This window comes from Pseudarthrobacter defluvii, from assembly GCF_030323865.1.
Lineage (GTDB): Bacteria > Actinomycetota > Actinomycetes > Actinomycetales > Micrococcaceae > Arthrobacter > Arthrobacter sedimenti.
This window is the reverse complement of record NZ_CP066363.1, coordinates 140,808-157,461: the sequence shown is the minus strand read 5'-3', so window position 1 is coordinate 157,461 and position 16,654 is coordinate 140,808. Positions and strand designations below refer to the sequence as shown.

Annotated in this window: 18 protein-coding genes and 2 pseudogenes; 15 read left to right on the top strand and 5 right to left on the bottom strand. The window is 65.4% G+C overall.

Translation table 11 applies throughout. The features are described 5' to 3' along the window. Nucleotides 1-17 precede the first annotated feature (17 nt). On the bottom strand, nt 18-746 hold the full coding sequence (locus JCQ34_RS20365) for a phosphatase PAP2 family protein (protein ID WP_237429498.1): 729 nt from the start codon (nt 744-746) through the stop codon (nt 18-20). A gap of 156 nt (nt 747-902) precedes the next feature. Here JCQ34_RS20365 and JCQ34_RS20360 point away from each other — a divergent pair, with 156 nt between their 5' ends. Continuing rightward, nucleotides 903-1,586, top strand: coding sequence for a response regulator transcription factor (locus JCQ34_RS20360; protein WP_286404836.1), 684 nt, complete (start codon nt 903-905; stop codon nt 1,584-1,586). Nucleotides 1,587-1,677: 91 nt separating this feature from the next. Here JCQ34_RS20360 and JCQ34_RS20355 read toward each other — a convergent pair whose 3' ends face one another. Next, nucleotides 1,678-1,959: a hypothetical protein gene (locus JCQ34_RS20355; protein WP_286404834.1), complete on the bottom strand. Its 282-nt coding sequence runs from the start codon at nt 1,957-1,959 to the stop codon at nt 1,678-1,680. 130 nt (nt 1,960-2,089) lie between these two features. Next, nucleotides 2,090-3,544: an ATP-binding protein gene (locus tag JCQ34_RS20350; protein WP_286404832.1), complete on the bottom strand. Its 1,455-nt coding sequence runs from the start codon at nt 3,542-3,544 to the stop codon at nt 2,090-2,092. A gap of 186 nt (nt 3,545-3,730) precedes the next feature. Here JCQ34_RS20350 and JCQ34_RS20345 point away from each other — a divergent pair, with 186 nt between their 5' ends. The 13 genes and pseudogenes from JCQ34_RS20345 to JCQ34_RS20285 all read left to right on the top strand — a co-directional run bounded on the left by JCQ34_RS20345 (nt 3,731) and on the right by JCQ34_RS20285 (nt 13,843). Then, a complete protein-coding gene (locus tag JCQ34_RS20345) occupies nt 3,731-4,069 on the top strand; it encodes a hypothetical protein (RefSeq protein WP_011689707.1) in 339 nt (112 codons plus the stop codon). A gap of 158 nt (nt 4,070-4,227) precedes the next feature. Further along, nucleotides 4,228-4,617, top strand: a complete 390-nt coding sequence (locus JCQ34_RS20340) for a hypothetical protein (RefSeq protein WP_286404829.1) — start codon at nt 4,228-4,230, stop codon at nt 4,615-4,617. 158 nt (nt 4,618-4,775) lie between these two features. Continuing rightward, the gene (locus JCQ34_RS20335) at nt 4,776-5,549 is read left to right on the top strand and encodes an alpha/beta hydrolase (protein WP_286404827.1); all 774 of its coding nucleotides are present in this window, start codon (nt 4,776-4,778) and stop codon (nt 5,547-5,549) included. Nucleotides 5,550-5,640: 91 nt separating this feature from the next. Further along, on the top strand, nt 5,641-6,378 hold the full coding sequence (locus tag JCQ34_RS20330) for an ABC transporter ATP-binding protein (protein ID WP_237429493.1): 738 nt from the start codon (nt 5,641-5,643) through the stop codon (nt 6,376-6,378). After that, a complete protein-coding gene (locus JCQ34_RS20325) occupies nt 6,375-7,277 on the top strand; it encodes an ABC transporter permease (RefSeq protein WP_286404824.1) in 903 nt (300 codons plus the stop codon). Before JCQ34_RS20330 ends, JCQ34_RS20325 begins: the two co-directional genes overlap by 4 nt. After that, the gene (locus tag JCQ34_RS20320; protein WP_237429492.1) at nt 7,270-8,238 is read left to right on the top strand and encodes an ABC transporter permease; all 969 of its coding nucleotides are present in this window, start codon (nt 7,270-7,272) and stop codon (nt 8,236-8,238) included. Before JCQ34_RS20325 ends, JCQ34_RS20320 begins: the two co-directional genes overlap by 8 nt. A 5-nt stretch (nt 8,239-8,243) precedes the next feature. Next, nucleotides 8,244-8,831 (top strand): hypothetical protein, encoded by a 588-nt coding sequence (locus tag JCQ34_RS20315; RefSeq protein ID WP_237429491.1) that lies wholly within the window; start codon nt 8,244-8,246, stop codon nt 8,829-8,831. 183 nt (nt 8,832-9,014) lie between these two features. Beyond that, nucleotides 9,015-9,683, top strand: coding sequence for a DedA family protein (locus JCQ34_RS20310; RefSeq protein ID WP_286404820.1), 669 nt, complete (start codon nt 9,015-9,017; stop codon nt 9,681-9,683). 225 nt (nt 9,684-9,908) lie between these two features. Beyond that, nucleotides 9,909-10,235 carry a hypothetical protein gene (locus tag JCQ34_RS20305; protein WP_286404819.1) on the top strand — a complete coding sequence of 109 codons (327 nt, stop codon included), beginning with the start codon at nt 9,909-9,911 and terminating at the stop codon, nt 10,233-10,235. Continuing rightward, nucleotides 10,232-10,912: a curculin domain-containing protein gene (locus tag JCQ34_RS20300; RefSeq protein ID WP_237429488.1), complete on the top strand. Its 681-nt coding sequence runs from the start codon at nt 10,232-10,234 to the stop codon at nt 10,910-10,912. The genes JCQ34_RS20305 and JCQ34_RS20300 overlap by 4 nt, the downstream gene beginning before the upstream one ends. A gap of 953 nt (nt 10,913-11,865) precedes the next feature. Beyond that, nucleotides 11,866-12,476, top strand: a pseudogene (locus tag JCQ34_RS20295) (prolipoprotein diacylglyceryl transferase family protein); the annotation flags it as partial. A gap of 71 nt (nt 12,477-12,547) precedes the next feature. Continuing rightward, nucleotides 12,548-12,847 (top strand): annotated as a pseudogene (locus JCQ34_RS20290) (recombinase family protein); the annotation flags it as partial. 336 nt (nt 12,848-13,183) lie between these two features. After that, nucleotides 13,184-13,843 carry a GrpB family protein gene (locus JCQ34_RS20285; RefSeq protein ID WP_286404818.1) on the top strand — a complete coding sequence of 220 codons (660 nt, stop codon included), beginning with the start codon at nt 13,184-13,186 and terminating at the stop codon, nt 13,841-13,843. Nucleotides 13,844-13,850: 7 nt separating this feature from the next. Here the strand turns inward: JCQ34_RS20285 and JCQ34_RS20280 are convergent, their stop codons facing one another. Then, a complete protein-coding gene (locus JCQ34_RS20280; protein WP_286404817.1) occupies nt 13,851-14,288 on the bottom strand; it encodes a hypothetical protein in 438 nt (145 codons plus the stop codon). 186 nt (nt 14,289-14,474) lie between these two features. Beyond that, nucleotides 14,475-15,587 carry an IS110 family transposase gene (locus JCQ34_RS20275; RefSeq protein WP_286404952.1) on the bottom strand — a complete coding sequence of 371 codons (1,113 nt, stop codon included), beginning with the start codon at nt 15,585-15,587 and terminating at the stop codon, nt 14,475-14,477. A 753-nt stretch (nt 15,588-16,340) separates the two neighbouring features. Here JCQ34_RS20275 and JCQ34_RS20270 point away from each other — a divergent pair. Beyond that, nucleotides 16,341-16,646: a hypothetical protein gene (locus tag JCQ34_RS20270; RefSeq protein ID WP_286404816.1), complete on the top strand. Its 306-nt coding sequence runs from the start codon at nt 16,341-16,343 to the stop codon at nt 16,644-16,646. Nucleotides 16,647-16,654: the final 8 nt, after the last annotated feature.

Here is a 16,654-nt window from a genome sequence, read left to right as displayed (position 1 = left end):
GCCTCTTTCCGCCCGGGTTACCCCCGGGTACGGTCCGTGGCCGTGCGGTCTAACTTCCGGATCAGCTGCACGCGGTCGATCCGGGGTGCAATGAGGGTATTCCATACCGGCAACCAGGCCAGGACCGCCGCGGTGCTGATGAACACCGAACCGACCACGTCACTGAGGTAATGGACCCCGAGGTAAAGGCGGGAGAACGCGACGACTGCCGCGAAAAGCGAACCCGCGACCAGCGCTGCCAGCCGTTGACCCTTGCTGCGGGCCAGGACCAGCACGGCGGCGAGGACCAGGGAGACGGCGAAGGCCGTGTGGCCGGAGGGGAAACTGTTGTGGCCTGTTTCAACGACCAGGGACGCTGTCACGTCCCCCGGCGGCCGGGAGCGGCCCACCAGTGCTTTGACCGCAGATGAGGCCAGCCAGCCGGCGGCGACGACGGACCCGAACGCCACCGCCTGCACCGGGTTGCGGCGGACCCCGAGCAGGTACAGGCAGATGACCAGGACGAGCGTCACCGCTCCAACCGGTCCCAGTCCGTAGTGGATGGCTTCGCTCAACCCGGTTAGGGCACTGTTTCGGCCGTGGCTCAGGGCAATGTCCAGTCCCAGTTCCGGTGACACCGGCCCGAAAGACTTCGCCACCATTCCGGCCGCGGCGGTGGTGGCGAAGATGGAGGCAGCCACGGTGACCCACCACCAGGACTGAAGTCCGGGAAATATTGTGCTCCGGCGGGCCGGGGAGGTATCCATGGTGCAGTCCTGACAGTTCGAGTGCTGATGCGCGGGGCGTGCCACCAGCTTGCGGCACCGGCTCTGAGAAGAACCTGAGAGGGGCTTCGACGTTTCTCAGGTTCCGCACAACAGGACTCCGGGATACTGCAACTATCAAAGGAAAGGGGTGCGGACATGCGGGTTCTGCTGGTCGAGGACGAAAAGATGCTGGCCGAGACGGTCCGGCGCGGGCTGGTCAACGAGGGGTTCGTCGTGGATGTCACCCATGATGGTGTCAGTGGTTTGTGGGCTGCGACGGAGAACGCGTACGACGTGATTTTGTTGGATCTGATGCTTCCGCTCAAGAACGGTTACGACGTTCTGAAGGAGTTGCGGGAGCGGCTGGTCTGGACCCCGGTGCTGATGCTGACGGCCAAGGACGGGGAATACGACCAGACGGACGCCTTCGATCTGGGAGCTGATGATTACCTGACCAAGCCTTTCAGCTTTATCGTCCTCGTTGCCCGGATCCGTGCCCTGATCCGGCGGGGCGCGCCGGAGCGGCCTGTCACCCTCACGGTGGGTTCGCTGACGTTGGACCCGGGCAGCCGCAGCGTGCGCCGGGGCGATACCGTCATCGAACTGACGGCCCGGGAGTACGGTCTGCTGCATTACCTGATGCGCAGCCATGGCCAGGTCGTGTCCAAAGCCCAGATCCTCGACAACGTCTGGGATCCGGCGTTTGAAGGCGGCGACAACGTGGTGGAGGTCTATATCGGCTACCTGCGGCGCAAGATCGATGCCCCGTTCGGGCTGCAGACCTTGGCCACGGTCCGGGGCATGGGGTACATGCTGGGCGCCGACCGGCCGGCCGGGTAAAAAACTCCGCCCTTGTCCTGATTGTCCTGGGTCCGTCGCGGTGCCTGAGGCCGCCTGCGGAGGTTCCGGCGCCGGTCGGGCCGGGGCTGGCTTAGGCGGTGCCGGCGTGGAACCGCCGGTGTGTGTGCGGGGCGGCTTCGCCGAATTCGAGTTCCTCCTCGATCAGCCGCTCATCGGTGTGGACTTCCTTGGGGTAGCCGGTGAGGACGTCCAGGTCAGAACCGCCGGGACGGTGAACTGCCGGGGCGGCAGTGTGGGCAGGTGTCGCCGGCGGCAGGGTTTTTCCGTGCTCCGCCGCGGACGCCGAGCCCATGCCGAGGCTCAAAACGACGACGACCGCCAAAGCGGTGCCGGGTATGCTGCGAAGGTTCATGGGGACCACACTTCCTCACCGCTGCTGAGGAACCGCTGTGACGATCCGTCCCGCAACCCCGGCTTCCGCGGTCCGGATACCGCCGGCGCCGGGCCGGGGCTCCCGGATGGCTGCGAAGCCGGCCGGACACTTACGGGGTATCCGGCGCCCGCGGGTCTCCCGCCGTGACCGGGTCCTTTGGTTGGCGGGGTTCCGGTGCCGGGGCGAAGCCCAGTTCGAAGCGGCATCCGCCGCCGAGGGTCTCGCCGGTGCGGATCCAGCCGTGGTGGGCTGTCATGATGCCGGCGGCGATGGCCAGACCAAGGCCGCTGCCGCCGCTTTCGCGGGACCGGCTTTGATCCAGCCGGACGAACCGTTCAAAGATCCGTTCCCGGTCGGCCGCCGGCACCGGCGGGCCGTCGTTATCGATCGTGATCTGTGCCCCGCTGCCGGTGTTGCGCAACGTGATGCCGATCCGGGACGCGGCGTGCCGGTCGGCGTTGTCCAGGACATTGCGTATGACCTGCCCCAGGCGCCGCGGGTCCCCGGTGATCCGGGAGGGTTCGAGGCTGGCTTCGATCCGGCGGGTGCTGGTGGAGCGCAACCGGCGGACTTCTTCGTTCAGGACATCGTCGAGGTCCACATCTGTAGTTTCCAGGCGCAGGCCGCCGTCGTTCGTTTTGGCCAGGGTCAACAGATCCTCGACCAGATACCGCATGCGGGCCGTTTCGCCGGCGAGAACGGTTTTCATGTGTTCCCACGTCGCCCCCGAGGCGTCGGCGGCGGCGATCTCCACACCGGCACTGAGAGTCGCGAGCGGGCTGCGGAGTTCATGGCTGGCATCCGAGACGAAGCGGCGCTGTTCCTGGTCCGAGGCCTGCAGCCTGCCCAGCATCATGTTCATCGTCTCCGCCAGCGCCTGGATCTCATCACTGGTCGGCGGGACGTCAACGCGGCCGTCCAGGTTCCGGGCGCTGATCCCTGCGACCTGGCCGCGGATCCGTTCAACCTGCCGCAGAGACCGGCCCACCAGCACCCAGACCGACACGCCCACAACTACCAGTAACAGCGGGGTGGCTCCGAGGATGAACCAGGCCACGGTGGACACCGTATCCGCCTGGACCTGCACCGTCGCGGCCACGACGACGGTGTAAAGGCGACCGCCGACGTCGGCGCCGGTCGCGACGATCAGGAAATCATCATCATCGCGCAGACTGGGCAGCCCGGACACATCCTGCGTAAGAGTCTGCCCGTGACCGGGCCGCAGGGAAGTGAGGGCAACCGTCTTCGCCGCCGGCACCGAGGCGGCAAAAACCGCCCCGCCGGGAGTAAGGATCTGCACATACTGGCCGGTGTGGGCGGTCGAGACAATGTATTGGCCCGCTTCGGCGACATCCTGCCCGGAGATCTGCGCGATCACATCCGCCGCCTGCCGCCGGGCGGCCGTTTCCGTTGAAGCGACCAGAGAGGTCTGCAGCAACACGAGCAGGACCAGCCCGCCCACGGCCAGAGCCGCCGCAACCACCAGAACCGCAGTTGCCGTGGCGCGCTTGCGCACACCCCACCGCGCGCCGCCGGCAGAGGGCAGAACCCGGTCAGTATCCATAATCCAAGGATGGGCCCGGCACGGTGCAGATACCAAACCCCTCCCGTGGCAGGGTACCGGATCCGGTTCAGCGGGATCTCAACCGGGTTAAGGGTCCTCTCAGGTCCCGCGGGACACACTGGATCCATAGCCCCCCGCACCGGGAGGCGCCGGCGGACCCGCAACCCGCCACGAAAGGAGCCGGACATGAACGTCAAAGACCTGAAAGCCAGGACAAAAATCGTCATCGTCAGCGCAGGAGTCCTCGGCCTGGCCGGACTCGGCATCGGGGCAGCAAACGCTGCCACCCCCTCCCCGTCACCGACCACCACCCAGTCCGTCACCGCGGATACCCCCACCCCGGGTGACACGGCCGACGCGCCGGGCACGGTGGAGAAGGCCACGCCCGGCGACGCCGCCGACGCCCCGGGCGCGGCCGAGGGAACCGAAAAGGCAGACGCCCCTGAAGCCCCCGGTGATACCGGACCGAACGTCGAACAGACCGGTGAGCACACCGATCCGGGCGACGCCCCCGGAACTCCGTAACACCGGGCACCCAGGGAAGAAACCAGCCGGCGCCACGGACCCCCCAGCCCTCACCCCCGGCATACCAGGACCCGCGAAGCACCCCGGCTTCGCGGGTCCTCCTGTCCCCGGTAACAAACCCCCGGCGTCCACAATGTCCTGACCTGTTAGAGGACCGCATGATCACCCTGACCGGAGTGGAGCTGTTGAGCGGGGCAGTCCCGGCCTGCACCGCTGTTGCTGCCGCGGCGGCCGCGCTCTTCCTGCTGATCCGCCGCCGGCGGCGCTGGTGGATGGCCACGGGCGGGGCCTTCCTGGCCGCGGCACTGCTGGCTGCGGGGACGGGCTGGGTTCTGGTCCACGCCGCGGGGGTTTCGGCCCAGGAGCTGCCGCTGCCCGTGACCGTGTGGATGGGGCTCGCGTACTGGGCTGTGCTGCTGGCCGGGGCTGAACCTGGCCGGAAGCTCCCGGCGCCGCAGAATCCTGGCACCGGTGGCCATGACGGCGCTGATTCTGGTGGCGGCGTTACAAGTGAACATCTACTACGCCGCGTACCGGACCCTGGGTGACATGACCGGGGCCAGTACCGCCGCCATCGGGGCGCTGCCGCAGGCCGCGCGCGGTACCCCGCACCATGCCCGGGCCGGCTCCCGGCCCGAAGACCGGCCCGGTGGCCTCGACCTGGGTGAAACCGCCGGGGCTCCCCGCGACCGGGACGATAAGCTCGGTGCAGATCCCGGGTATCGTTTCAGGTTTCGCTGCACGCCCCGGGTACGTCTACCTCCCCCCGGCCTACCAGGCCCCGTCCCGGCCGGCGATGCCTGTCCTAGTCTTGGTGGCGGGCCAGCCCGGCTCACCGGCGGACTGGATCACCGCCGGAGGAGTAGCAACAACCATGGATGCCTTCGCAGCAGCGCACGAAGGGCTCGCCCCGGTTGTCGTCATCCCGGATGTCAACGGCTCGGCGCCGGGGAACACCATGTGCATGGATTCGAAGATCGCCAACGCCGGCACCTATCTCGCCACCGATGTTCCAGCGTGGATCAAGACCACCCTGAGAGTGGATCCGGTCCCGGCCCGCTGGGCGGTCGGCGGGTTCTCCTTCGGCGGGACCTGCGCCCTGCAGATGGCGGCACTGCACCCGGACATCTACCCTTCCGCGATCGACCTCAGCGGCGAAGCCGAACCCGCGCTGGGCCCGGACCGGTCCGCAACTATCGCCCAGGCGTTCGGCGGCAACACGGCAGCCTTCGATGCGGTCTCGCCCCTGAAGGTCCTGGCCGCCGGGCACTACAGCCACAGCAGGATCTACCTTGCCGCCGGGGCGCAGGATGGAACGTTCTCCGGATACCAGGCCCGGACCGCTGACGCGGCCGCCAAAGCCGGCATGAGCGTCAGGACCGTCCTGGTCCCGGGCCAGGGGCACTCCTGGGAGATCCCCCGACAAACGATGGGACCGGCCCTGGACTGGCTGGCTCCGGCCCTCGGCCTGAGCCGCTGACGCCCGGGGGCTCAAGAACGAGCGTCCGGGGTTCAGGGGTTCAGGCCCGTCCTCAGGTTTCTCTTACCGGCGTCGTCATAAGTTGCGGTGTATGACGGACATGGCAATCGAAACCAGCTCACTGGCTAAGGCTTACGGATCCAAGCAGGCCCTCCAGGCCCTGAGCCTCGAGGTACCTCGAGGGGAAATCTTCGGGCTACTCGGACACAACGGGGCGGGTAAAACCACCACCGTGAACATCCTGACCACCCTGCTGCCGGCTACGTCCGGCACAGCCCGCATCGCCGGCCATGACGTGGCCACCGGCGCTGACCTGGTGCGCCGCTCGATCGGTTACCTGCCGGAGAATGTCCAGTTCTACGACAACCTCACCCTCACCGAGAACCTGACGTTCTTCGCCAGGCTCTCCGGGATAGCGGCCCCCGCAGCCCGGATCGAAGCGGCCCTTGAGGCCGTGGACTTCACCGGCCACGGCCACGAGAAAATGTCCACGTTCAGCAAAGGGATGCGTCAACGCGCCGGCATCGCCCAGGCCATCCTGCACGAACCGGCGGTGCTGTTCCTGGACGAACCGACCTCCGGGCTGGACCCGCAAGGGGTGGCCAACCTGCGGGAAATCATCATCGGCCTCAACCAGTCACTGGGAATGACGGTGTTCATGAACACCCACCTCCTGGCCGAAGTGACCAAAACGTGCACCAGCATCGGAATCCTCAGCTCAGGGCGGCTGATCTACCAGAACTCCGTCGCGGCCACCCTCGGGGCCTTCCCCGACCAGGCATCCCTGGAAGACATCTACCTCCACATCGAAGCCGGCACCCCGTCATGAATCCCTGGGCCGCCACCGTCAGTCATGAACTGCGCAGCGCCGGACGTGAACGTCTGCCCCAGTTGCTCCTGGCCGTGTTTATCGGCATGACCGCAGTCTCGGCGTTCATCGGCTCGGCCGCGAAGGCAACCGTCACGAACGTGTACAACTCAGCCGCCGGCCAGGGACTGACAAGTGCCCCTAACCCCTTCGGCAACGTCCCGGCCCTCTACTACGCCCGCAATACCGTCATTTACATCCTCCTGATCGGGGCTCTCCTGGCCGTTGTGACCGGTGTGCAGTCCGGGATGCGGGACCGGCGTGCCCGGACGATCGACCTGGTCCTGACCCGGCGCCTGTCCCCGGCCGGGTACCTGGCCGCGAAATTTACCGGCATCAGCCTGGGACTCCTGGGCGTGCTGGCGGCCTCGGCGCTGATATGCATGGCCTCCATCAGCGCGGTCACCGGCAGCATCCCGGCACCCGGCCAGCTGCTCCGGCTCACCGCACTCTTTGCCCTGGCATGGATCTTCCTGCTCTTCTTCGTGGCCCTGGGCATGCTGGCCGGGCTCCACGCATCCAGCTACACCGCCGCGCTCCTGGTTCCCATCGTGGTCTGGAGCGTCATTATTTTCGTCCTGCCCCTGCTCGGCACCGCCGTTCACCCGGTCTCGCTGTTGAACCCGGTGACACCTCCCGCGGCCCCGCAGACCGGGATCTTCGCCGTCACCGGCTCCCTCACCGGCCCCCTGTCCCTCGGGGAGCAGTTCAAACACGTCGCTTCGATCCTGCTGCAGGACCCCCAGGCCAGCGGCACGATGACCGGCGGGATCATGGTCATCCTGGCCTTCCTCGCCGTCGGGGTCACCCTGATCGTCCTGACCGGCCGCGCGAGCATGCGAAAGGAACTCCATGACTAGCCTCCTCACGCTCTGCGGGAAGGAAATCCGGGACTTGTCCCGAAACCGTTCCATGCGGCTGCTGATCACCTTCCTGGCCCTCATCGTCGTGCTCTCCGTCCTCGTAGCGGCCGCAGACTTCCGTGCCAAAACCGCTGACTACACCAGCTACCTGGCCGCCCTCAAAGCCAGCGGCGGCACCGTCACCGCACCGCCCCCGGACCTCTTCCCGCTGCAGATGCTGCGGGCAGCGACGGAGTACCTGGAAATCGTCGGGGCACTCTTCGCCGTGATCCTCGGCTACGGACTGATCGCCAAGGAAAAAAACAACGGCACCCTGCAACTGATCTTCACCCGTCCCCTGGGACGCCACAGCTTCGCCGCCGGCAAAATCCTGGCCGCCTTCACCATCTGGGCCGCCGTCACCGCAGCCCTGTTCTCCGTCATCACCGGGGCCCTGCTCATCGCCGGCAACGCCCCCCTGACCGGCACAGACCTCACCCGACTAGTACTCGCCGCAGCCCACACCACCATCTACCTGACCATGTGGTCGCTCGCCGCGCTGGCCCTGGCCGCCCTCACCCGGACCCCGGCCACCGGCCTGGTACTGGCCCTGGTCCTCTGGCTCATCGTCGTTCTGGTGATCCCCCAGATCGGCGACACCATGGATCCGGACAACCAGATCCCCGGAGGGCTGTTCGCAAGCCTCCAAATCGACAAAGCACACGAGCACGCCGTTATGGCCAACTTCACCGGCTACGAAACAGCCCGCGACCTCATCGAACAAACCTCCCTCACCAAACAATACGAACGCCCCCTCTTCGCCTGGCTCGGTATCAAAAACCAATACAACCAACAGAGCCCCGCCTATGTATGGGCTCAGACCTTCAACCACACCCTCTGGCTCCTCGCCGGCTTCACCGCAGCAACGGGCTCCGCGGTCCTGGCCGCCACCCGGCACAAACTCCTCCGAAAGGCCTAAGAACAATGAAAACGCCCGCCCTTAAAAAAATCCTCCCTCTGGCCCTCATCGCCATCGCCATCCTGGCCGCCATCCTGATCTGGCAAGGGGCCTCCGGCCCCGGCAGCCCCACGGCCGGCACCACCGGCACCGCCGCGGCCGGCCCCGCAGCGACCGTACTTCCCGTGACAAAAAACCCCATCACCGCCACCGGGACCGCCACCGGACTGACCATCAGCAAGGCCAAGGCCGAAGACAACACCGACCCTCAAACCAACGCCGCAGTCCCGGACCGCCTTCAGTTCACCCTGAGCAACTCCACCCCCGCGCCGCTTACCGGCCTGGAGGTGTACTACACCATGAAAGACACCGCCACCGGACAGACAGAGTCCTACTACCAGAAACTCGACGGGCTGACCCTGGCACCTGATACGTCAGCGACAGTGTATTTCGACAACGCCACCGGCACCGGGCACTACCCGGAGAACAAATACAGCCTCTACCGAACCTCCACGAACGAAGTAAAGATCAACGTCGAAGCCGCCGCACCCGGACTCGCCCCGGTCACCGCCACCGCCACGAAAGCCAAAGGCACCGGAGAAAAAATCGACTAACCCCCTACCGGTCAAGCACTGGTGCAGGAATAAGACTCAGGACGCCCTCAGGAACCGCCAGCCATGCTGGTAGTACCGGAACGAAACCGCAGGAGGCACCATCATGCAGATCCCTACTAGCCCGAACCCGGCTGCCTGCCCCGGACCTCCGCGCCCGGCGGACCGACAGCAGAGGGCCAGCTCATGACCTGGATCATCGACGCCGTCCGCAACGCCGGGCCCCTGCCCGCCTACCTGATTATCAGTGCGCTGGTCTTCGCCGAAGACGCCTTCTTCATAGGTTTCATCCTGCCCGGGGAAACCGCAGCCGTCCTCGGCGGGGTCCTGGCCAGCCAGCACCACCTGCAGCTCTGGCTGGTCCTGGTCCTCGTCATCGCAGCCGCTATCGGCGGGGACACCGTCGGATACCAGATCGGACGCCGTTTCGGATCCCGAATCCTGGAAATCTCCTTACTCCAAAAACGCCGTGCCGGGCTGGACCGCGCCCGGGACCTGCTTGCCCGCAAGGGAGGATCCGCCGTGTTCCTTGGCCGGTTCACCGCGTTCTTCCGCGCTGTCATGCCCGCCCTTGCCGGGCTCTCCCACATGCCCTACCGCCGGTTCCTGGCCTTCAACATCGTCGGCGGCGCTACCTGGGGTGCCGCCGTGGTCCTCGCCGGCTACTTCGCCGGAAGCGCCTACCTCACGGCAGCCAAAACTTTCGGCCCCACAGCAACCATCGCCCTGCTGGCCGCCCTCACCGCCGCCGCGGCCGCGTGGTACGTTCGAAAAAGGACCAAAGCCAAACCTCCGGGCGGCCCAAAGCAACACCTCCGGCCGCCACGTATCGCCCGGCACGGCGGGACCACCTAAACTCCCGCCACGGGCCGGAGGCCGGCACCAGTCAAAACCTGCACAATTCAGGGATCGTCATCGATGACGCGTACAGACGGCCGCCGCAACTGACCACCCAAGCGCGGCAGGGACAGGCGACCGGCCGGCCGCACGGCCCCGCCCGTCCATGCGCGGACAAAAGATCAAAACCGATTAGCCGAAGCGTCCGCATCGAAGAAGAAGAAAAAGAAGAAGGATAACCCCATGAGTTCTCAGCAACCCCTGACTGCACTGACTGAGGCAAATGCCAGCCACGCAGAACGTGATGACGACACCTCCATGACACTGGACTCACAGGCGGAGGACATTATCCGGACCGTCCTGTCAGGAACGGACCCAACAGCCGCACCCGCCAGGCACCGGCTGCGCAGTCTGCTCGCCGTCCACCCCGGCGACCACATCGCTGTACTCAGACACCACCTGATCCAAACCCGCGCACCGCTGTCTCCGCCTCCGGACCGGGCCGCCGTAAACCAACGCCCGGAGATGCGTCCACGATTCATCACCACAACCGACGGGGAACGGCCATGACATTGCACCCGGAAACAGCACTCCGCCCCGGCTCCGCAGCAACCTCTCCGAACAGCCGCTACCGGCTGCTCTATCAAACGGACGGGAACCTCGTCCTTTATGGCCCCGACGGGCCCCTGTGGGACTCCGGGTCCAACGGCCGCGGTGCCGGGGCATGCATCATGCAGGCCGACGGGAACCTAGTCCTCTACGGCCCCAATGACGAATACGTGTGGGACACCGAAACCGACAACAACCCCGGAAGCCGGCTCGTCATCCAGGACGACGGAAACGCAGTCATCTACCGGCCCGACGGTTCCCCGCTGTGGGCTACAGAAACATGCCAGCCGCCAGGCAGCGCCGACTCCCACGTCCTGCAGTCAGGATCAACACTCACCCCCACCCACGGAATCAGATCCGCCAACGGGCTCTACGGACTTCTTTACCAGACTGACGGGAACCTCGTCTTTTACGGCCCCGACGGACCCCTGTGGGACTCCGGGACCAACGGCCGCGGCGCCGGGGCATGCATCATGCAGCCCGACGGGAACCTAGTCCTCTACGGCCCCCACGACGAATACGTGTGGGACACCGAAACCGATAACAACCCCGGAAGCCGGCTCGTCATCCAGGACGACGGAAACGCAGTCATCTACCGGCCCGACGGAAACCCAACATGGGTAACGGGAACCCACTAAGGGCCGCAAGAGGGCGGCATTCCATACCCGTCACTGGCCCTGCGAACAAAATCGCCGCCGGCGGCCCGCCGGCAATCGTAGGGTGGAAAAGACACCCGCCTCGACCACATGGCCGCCAGGGCACCTCGCGCCAGGAAATCGAGCTCCAATCCGTGGCCCTGCAGGGGAGACGCGCCGGTACAGTCTGGAGGCTGACTCAGAGTGGAGTGCAGGAGCCGCTGGCCTTTGCCGCACGAACGATAAGTGGGCACAATTTCTGCTCCGAATGCGAAGCACAGCCACCGGCCTCCGGGCAGCCACAAAAATGCCGTCGTCACCGTCCACTGGAAAGTGGACGGTGCCAAAGTACACCACGTAGATTCGCGTGTATCCGATATGCCCTTCGGGGCCGGATCCCCGCCCCCAGGTGCAGGGTGCGGTGGAAGCCACTGAAGCAGTCCGGTGGAAAGAACGCACACGCGCAGAATGAGGCGATATGCCCACCTCACACATCACGCAATTTCTCCTGGAAGCAACAATTCCGGACCAGACTCAGGAACCCCTCGGGTCCGACTGCCTCTACGGGCTCTACACCAGCTGGTGCATTCTGCATCGCATCAGCCCCCTCGAGGCCCGCCACTTCCGCGACGCGCTCCAACACCACGGAGTAGAACCAGGCAAGACTCGACGAAGAATCGCAGGTCCCGCCGCCGCCGACTACATAATCTCCAGCTACCCGCCGTTTTCCAGCAACGCTCTATAACGACCACGTACCGGCACCACGACCGCGCACCGCTCGCCTGCTGAACCCCCCACCCCGACATCGTCCGCGCCGCCGGCACGTTGGGCGGAGGCCACCGAGCGATGACAGGTTCCGCCGACTGATCAGCACGACAGCGGAACAATTACCGCCCGGCCGCGCCGAACCATAGGCTTAGCCTTCACGTTCCCCATTCACCATCCGGTAGGATGCCATGGCTGCGCAGGCTCCAACAGAGTCATTCATCCCATCACCGACCCTCAGTGCGTTCCATCTGGGACCGCTGACCATCCACTTCTACGCGCTGTGCATTCTTGCCGGCATCGCACTCGCCCTCTGGCTCGGGTCCCGGCGCTGGCAGCAGCGCGGCGGCCAACCGGGTCAGGTGCTGTGGACATCTGCCTCTGGGCGATTCCGGCCGGACTCATCGGCGGCCGGATCTACCACGTCATCACCGACCCCGAACTGTATATCCTCCCCGGTCGGAACCCGTGGAACGCCCTCGCCATCTGGGACGGCGGCCTCGGCATCTGGGGTGCCGTCGCCTTTGGCTGCGCCGGCGCCGGGATCGGCTGCCGCAGGCTGAAGGTCTCCTTCGTCGCTTTCCTGGACGCCGTCGCCCCCGGCGTCCTCTTCGCCCAGGCGCTGTGCCGCTGGGGAAACTGGTTCAACAACGAACTCTACGGCGACCCCAGCACCCTGCCATGGAAGCTCCAGATCCACCAGGTGGACCCTGCCTCCGGGATCGCCGCGACGGACGCGTCCGGGGCGCCTGTGGTCTTAGGATTCTTCGAGCCGACGTTCCTGTACGAGTCGTTGTGGTGCGCCTGGCGGGTGACTTCTAGCTCGGCGCAAAGTCCACTGACCGTTGTTTCGGGCTCGCCCTGGACATTGAGCGCGGAATTGGTTTTGTCAGCCTCACCGACTCGATCGACACCACCACCGCCTCCGGACGCTTCTTCTTCAACGTGATGGCCTCCCTGGCGCAGATGGAACGCGAGCTCATGGTCGAACGCACCCAGGCGGGCCTCCAGGCAGCGCGCGAACAGGGCCGGGTCGGCGGACGCAAGCGTGTAATGACTGAGGCCAAGATCCGCTCAGCTCGGAAGCTCCTCAGCTAGGGAACGCCGCCCATGGAAGTTGCTGCCAGCCTCGGGGTCTCGGTGCCCACGCTGTACCGCTGGGTCCGGGCCTCGAACCCTGAAGCAGTTGCAGTCCCGCAGCTCGGTCTTTGGTGCAAACGACTGTTGAATAAATGCATGACGGTGCAGACGACTTCTGAAACTGACGAACGTAGCGGCGCGTTTCCTGGGCACGGTGATCGACCGGCTTACGGGCGAGTCTGCTGACACGATCCGGCATGCGAGACCTTTGGTGCTGCCCTGTCCGTGACTTGCGAGCTCAGGTCCTCGATCCAGCACCAAGCGGGTCCCAACTGTGGCAACACCTTAGAGGGCCTATCGGGCGCCACCCAAGGCGGCAGCGGCGTGGCCTCAAAGAGTGCAGACACCATCGGGACCAGAATCGGACGGATGGACGACGAACAGCCGGTGACACTTGTGGCGAGCAGATTCGAGGAATGGGCGGACCACTATGCCCGGTTCGCCGCGGCGATCCTCGAAGTGCTCCCCGAAGCCCACTGCGAACACATTGGTTCGACTTCCGTGCCCGACCTGCCGGCGAAAGATGTCATAGACGTGATCGTTGGGGTCAAGGTTTCGAGCGTTCAAAATGCAGCCCGGGCGCTGAAAATGGCGGGGTTCGACCTCGAGGGGATGAAGCCCGGCCATTGCTGGCTCGCGTGGCCAAGCCGCCGCCATCGGGAATCCGTGGTGCACGTCGTCGCATTCGAAGGCACTGAATGGTCTGCACGCATCGCATTCCGCGATCTGCTCAGAGAAGATCCGGCGGCCCGCGCCGAATACTTTGAGGCCAAGAAGATTGCAGCTGACGCAGCCTCGGGCTGGAGTGACTACACGGCTGCCAAATACCCCACCGTCGCGCGCCTTCTAACTCGGACACCTTCGCTCGTACGGCGCGACCAAAGTAGGGGACATTGTGGACTCAGACGTGCTGGCACTCCTGTATGGTCCACCAAAAGACGGCGTCAATTCGGGGCGCTGTTTCGCAGCGCTTGGGGCAGACCGCAAGCTCCAAAGCCACGCACTGTCGAACTTCGCGCGTCGGCTTGAGGCAGGATCACTCCACGACCCTGTTGTGCGGACCGAAGTCACCATGGACGATAGAAGCGGTCACCTCTTCCTCGAGACTCAGAACCTCCCGCACCACGATCTGGGCAGCTTTCCGCACGTGAGTGCCGGCATCTGCCGTGATGCGCTCAACGACGTCAGGCCAGGAGTCCCCGCCGCACCAGGAGCGTACGGGAGGCAACCCTGTCGGTAGTTGCGCGCATTGAAGGTCATTGAGGATAAGGGCAAAATCGTCCCGGACCTCGTGCCACGGCCGATCCGCCCTGTGGGCTCCCGCGACGACGGTGCACGCCATCGCAGACCAGGTGTCACCGGTCAGTGTCCGCAGGAGCGTCGGGATGCGGGTCTGGAGCCCGGAACTGCTCACGGCGAGGAGCGCAGCGCTCTCACGGGCGATCTGCGCCTCATGGTTAGAAGCAAACGACACGCGCACGACGCCGGTTGAACCCAGCACCGCGACATGATGAAAAGCTCCATGACTGTAGACGGGGCTCGTCCACCCCAACTCTGACCAAACACGCCGAAGAGCCGACCAAGCCGCGGAGGCGTCCCGCTCAAGAGTGCTCATATCCAGCAGTCTGCCATTACACCGAACGTCCCGCTGAGGGGTCCTTTAAGGGACACCACCTGAACCGTCTGCCCCCGCAACGTGGGATGAGGGCGGTTCCGCGGCGGCGTAAAGGGCGTTGAGTTGGCGGTAGAGGGTTCGGGCGATGTAGCGCTTGAGGGATCTGCGGATTTCGCGGTAGCTGCGGCCTTCTTGGGTGCGTTTGGCGACATAGTCCCGTGTTCCGGGGTCGTGGACCATCCGGGTCATGGTGATGGTGTGCAAGGCTCGGTTGAGGCGCCTATCACCGCCCCGGTTGAGCCTGTGCCGGACCGTGTTACCGCTTGAGGCTGGCAAAGGATTCACCCCTGCCAGGGAGGCGAAGGCGGCTTCGCTGCGAACCCTTCCTGGATGCGACCAAGCCGCCAGGACGGTGGCGACTGTGACAGCCCCGGCGCCCACCATCTCCAACAGCGGCGCCGCGGGGCTTTCCTGGATCAGCTCTGTCATGCGCTTGTGGTTCGCAGCCAGCTGAGTGGTCACTTCGAGAACGCGGCGCGCCAACCTAATTGCTTCCCCGCGCGCGATCGATAGTTCGATCTGCTCGTCTCGTTCCCGCCATCTGGTGATCGTGGCGATCTGGGCGGGCACCAGAGGTTTACGGGCGTCGATTCCCAGGTCATGTGCCCGGAGGAGGGCGATGAGTGCATTGACATTCATTGTTCGTTCCCGCGTCAGCTGATCCCGTGCTGCGCTCAGGATTCTGAGTCCGGCACGGGTTCCTTCATCGTGTCGCGGGGAGCGGAGTTGGGACTCCTCTAAGCCCAAGACTGCGGTTCCGATGGCGGCGGCGTCCAGCGGGTCGGATTTGCCGATCGCCCGGCGACCTCGGGCGTTCATCCGTGGAGCTTCGGCGAGGTCATAGCCGGCGTCGGTTACTGCCCGGGACAGACGTGCCCCGTAGGAGCCGATACCCTCTACGGCCCATAGACAGGCCATGTCGCCGTCTGTCCGTCGGGCTACCCAGGCAAGTGCGCGGGAATTACCTGCCGAGGTGGCCGGAAACTGCTCGCACGCGACCTGTCGCTTGGTACTGGCCTCGATGATGGCGTAAGTGTGTGTGCGGGCGTGGCAGTCCACGCCGATTACGAACGGGCGGGTCTGCGCAACGATAGTCAACGCGGCCACCCTCCTTCCTTCCGAACGGGCAAGACTGGCCGCATCACGACCGGCACTGGATCTGGGAAGAGTCACTTCGAGGCAATACTGTGATGAGCCACAACCGCAGGGGCTGGGCAAGCTTCTAATCAAGCCACCGACGTGGGACAGGTCAGCGCCGGCCGCTCCACCCAGCGCGGACAAGTCGGGGGAAACGCACCCTCAAGGGGCAATTGTTTTTTCGAGTCACGCGCCAGGCAGAACGACCGGCATCAACACTGCCAGCTAGTCCCAGACCAACCACGTAAAGACTCACAGGTGTTTTTTGGTTGCTGGCGAGCTTGCTTGCTTGGCGGCCGACGGAGCCCTGTCTACCCGCAGGGCAAGGGGCGGGAAATTCCCGGAGGAAATCAGCGAGGAACGAGCGCCGAAGGGAAATTCCTGCACCGCAGGCCCCGACGAAGGAGGGGCTAGACGGGGTGGAGCGGACGCCTACAATCCGAAGGACAGCAACCAGAAAACGTCGTAGACAAGAAGGGCCAGGGGGTCCGGAGCTCTGCGACGGCGCGCCCTGGACCCAACAGCCGGCCGCGCCAGCGGACGCCAAACGGGTGCGAGCCCTGCGAGCATGCACCATCACTTACCGGTGTGGCATGCTCGAAGGCGTAAGCAGCAGGATGTTTACACCCCAGGGCAGAGGGCCCCGTCCTACCGGTTGCGGCCCTCTGCTTTGCCTTGGACGGTCACTGAAGTGTTGATACGAAGGGAAAACCGATGGGTCTTCGGAGCTGGTTCGCCCATCGGCGCACGCCCGCGACGGCTGCTGGTCGTCCCGCCTTCGCAGCGGCCATTGAGCCGAAGGAACAGGAGCCGGTGACTCCTGAGCAGATGGCAGATCTGAAAGCGGCCTGGGACGAACTCGCCGAGGCAGCGAAAGAGTCGGCTGTCACCGGTTTTCATGCCTGCTCACGAGGCAGGAAGCCCTGGCAGGAAGATCCGGCAGCTGTGCGGAGCATGGCGGCATTACTCCGCCGCGTCAACGCGGAGGACGCCGCTACGGAAGGTCCTACGGCCAAGTAAAAGCCGGC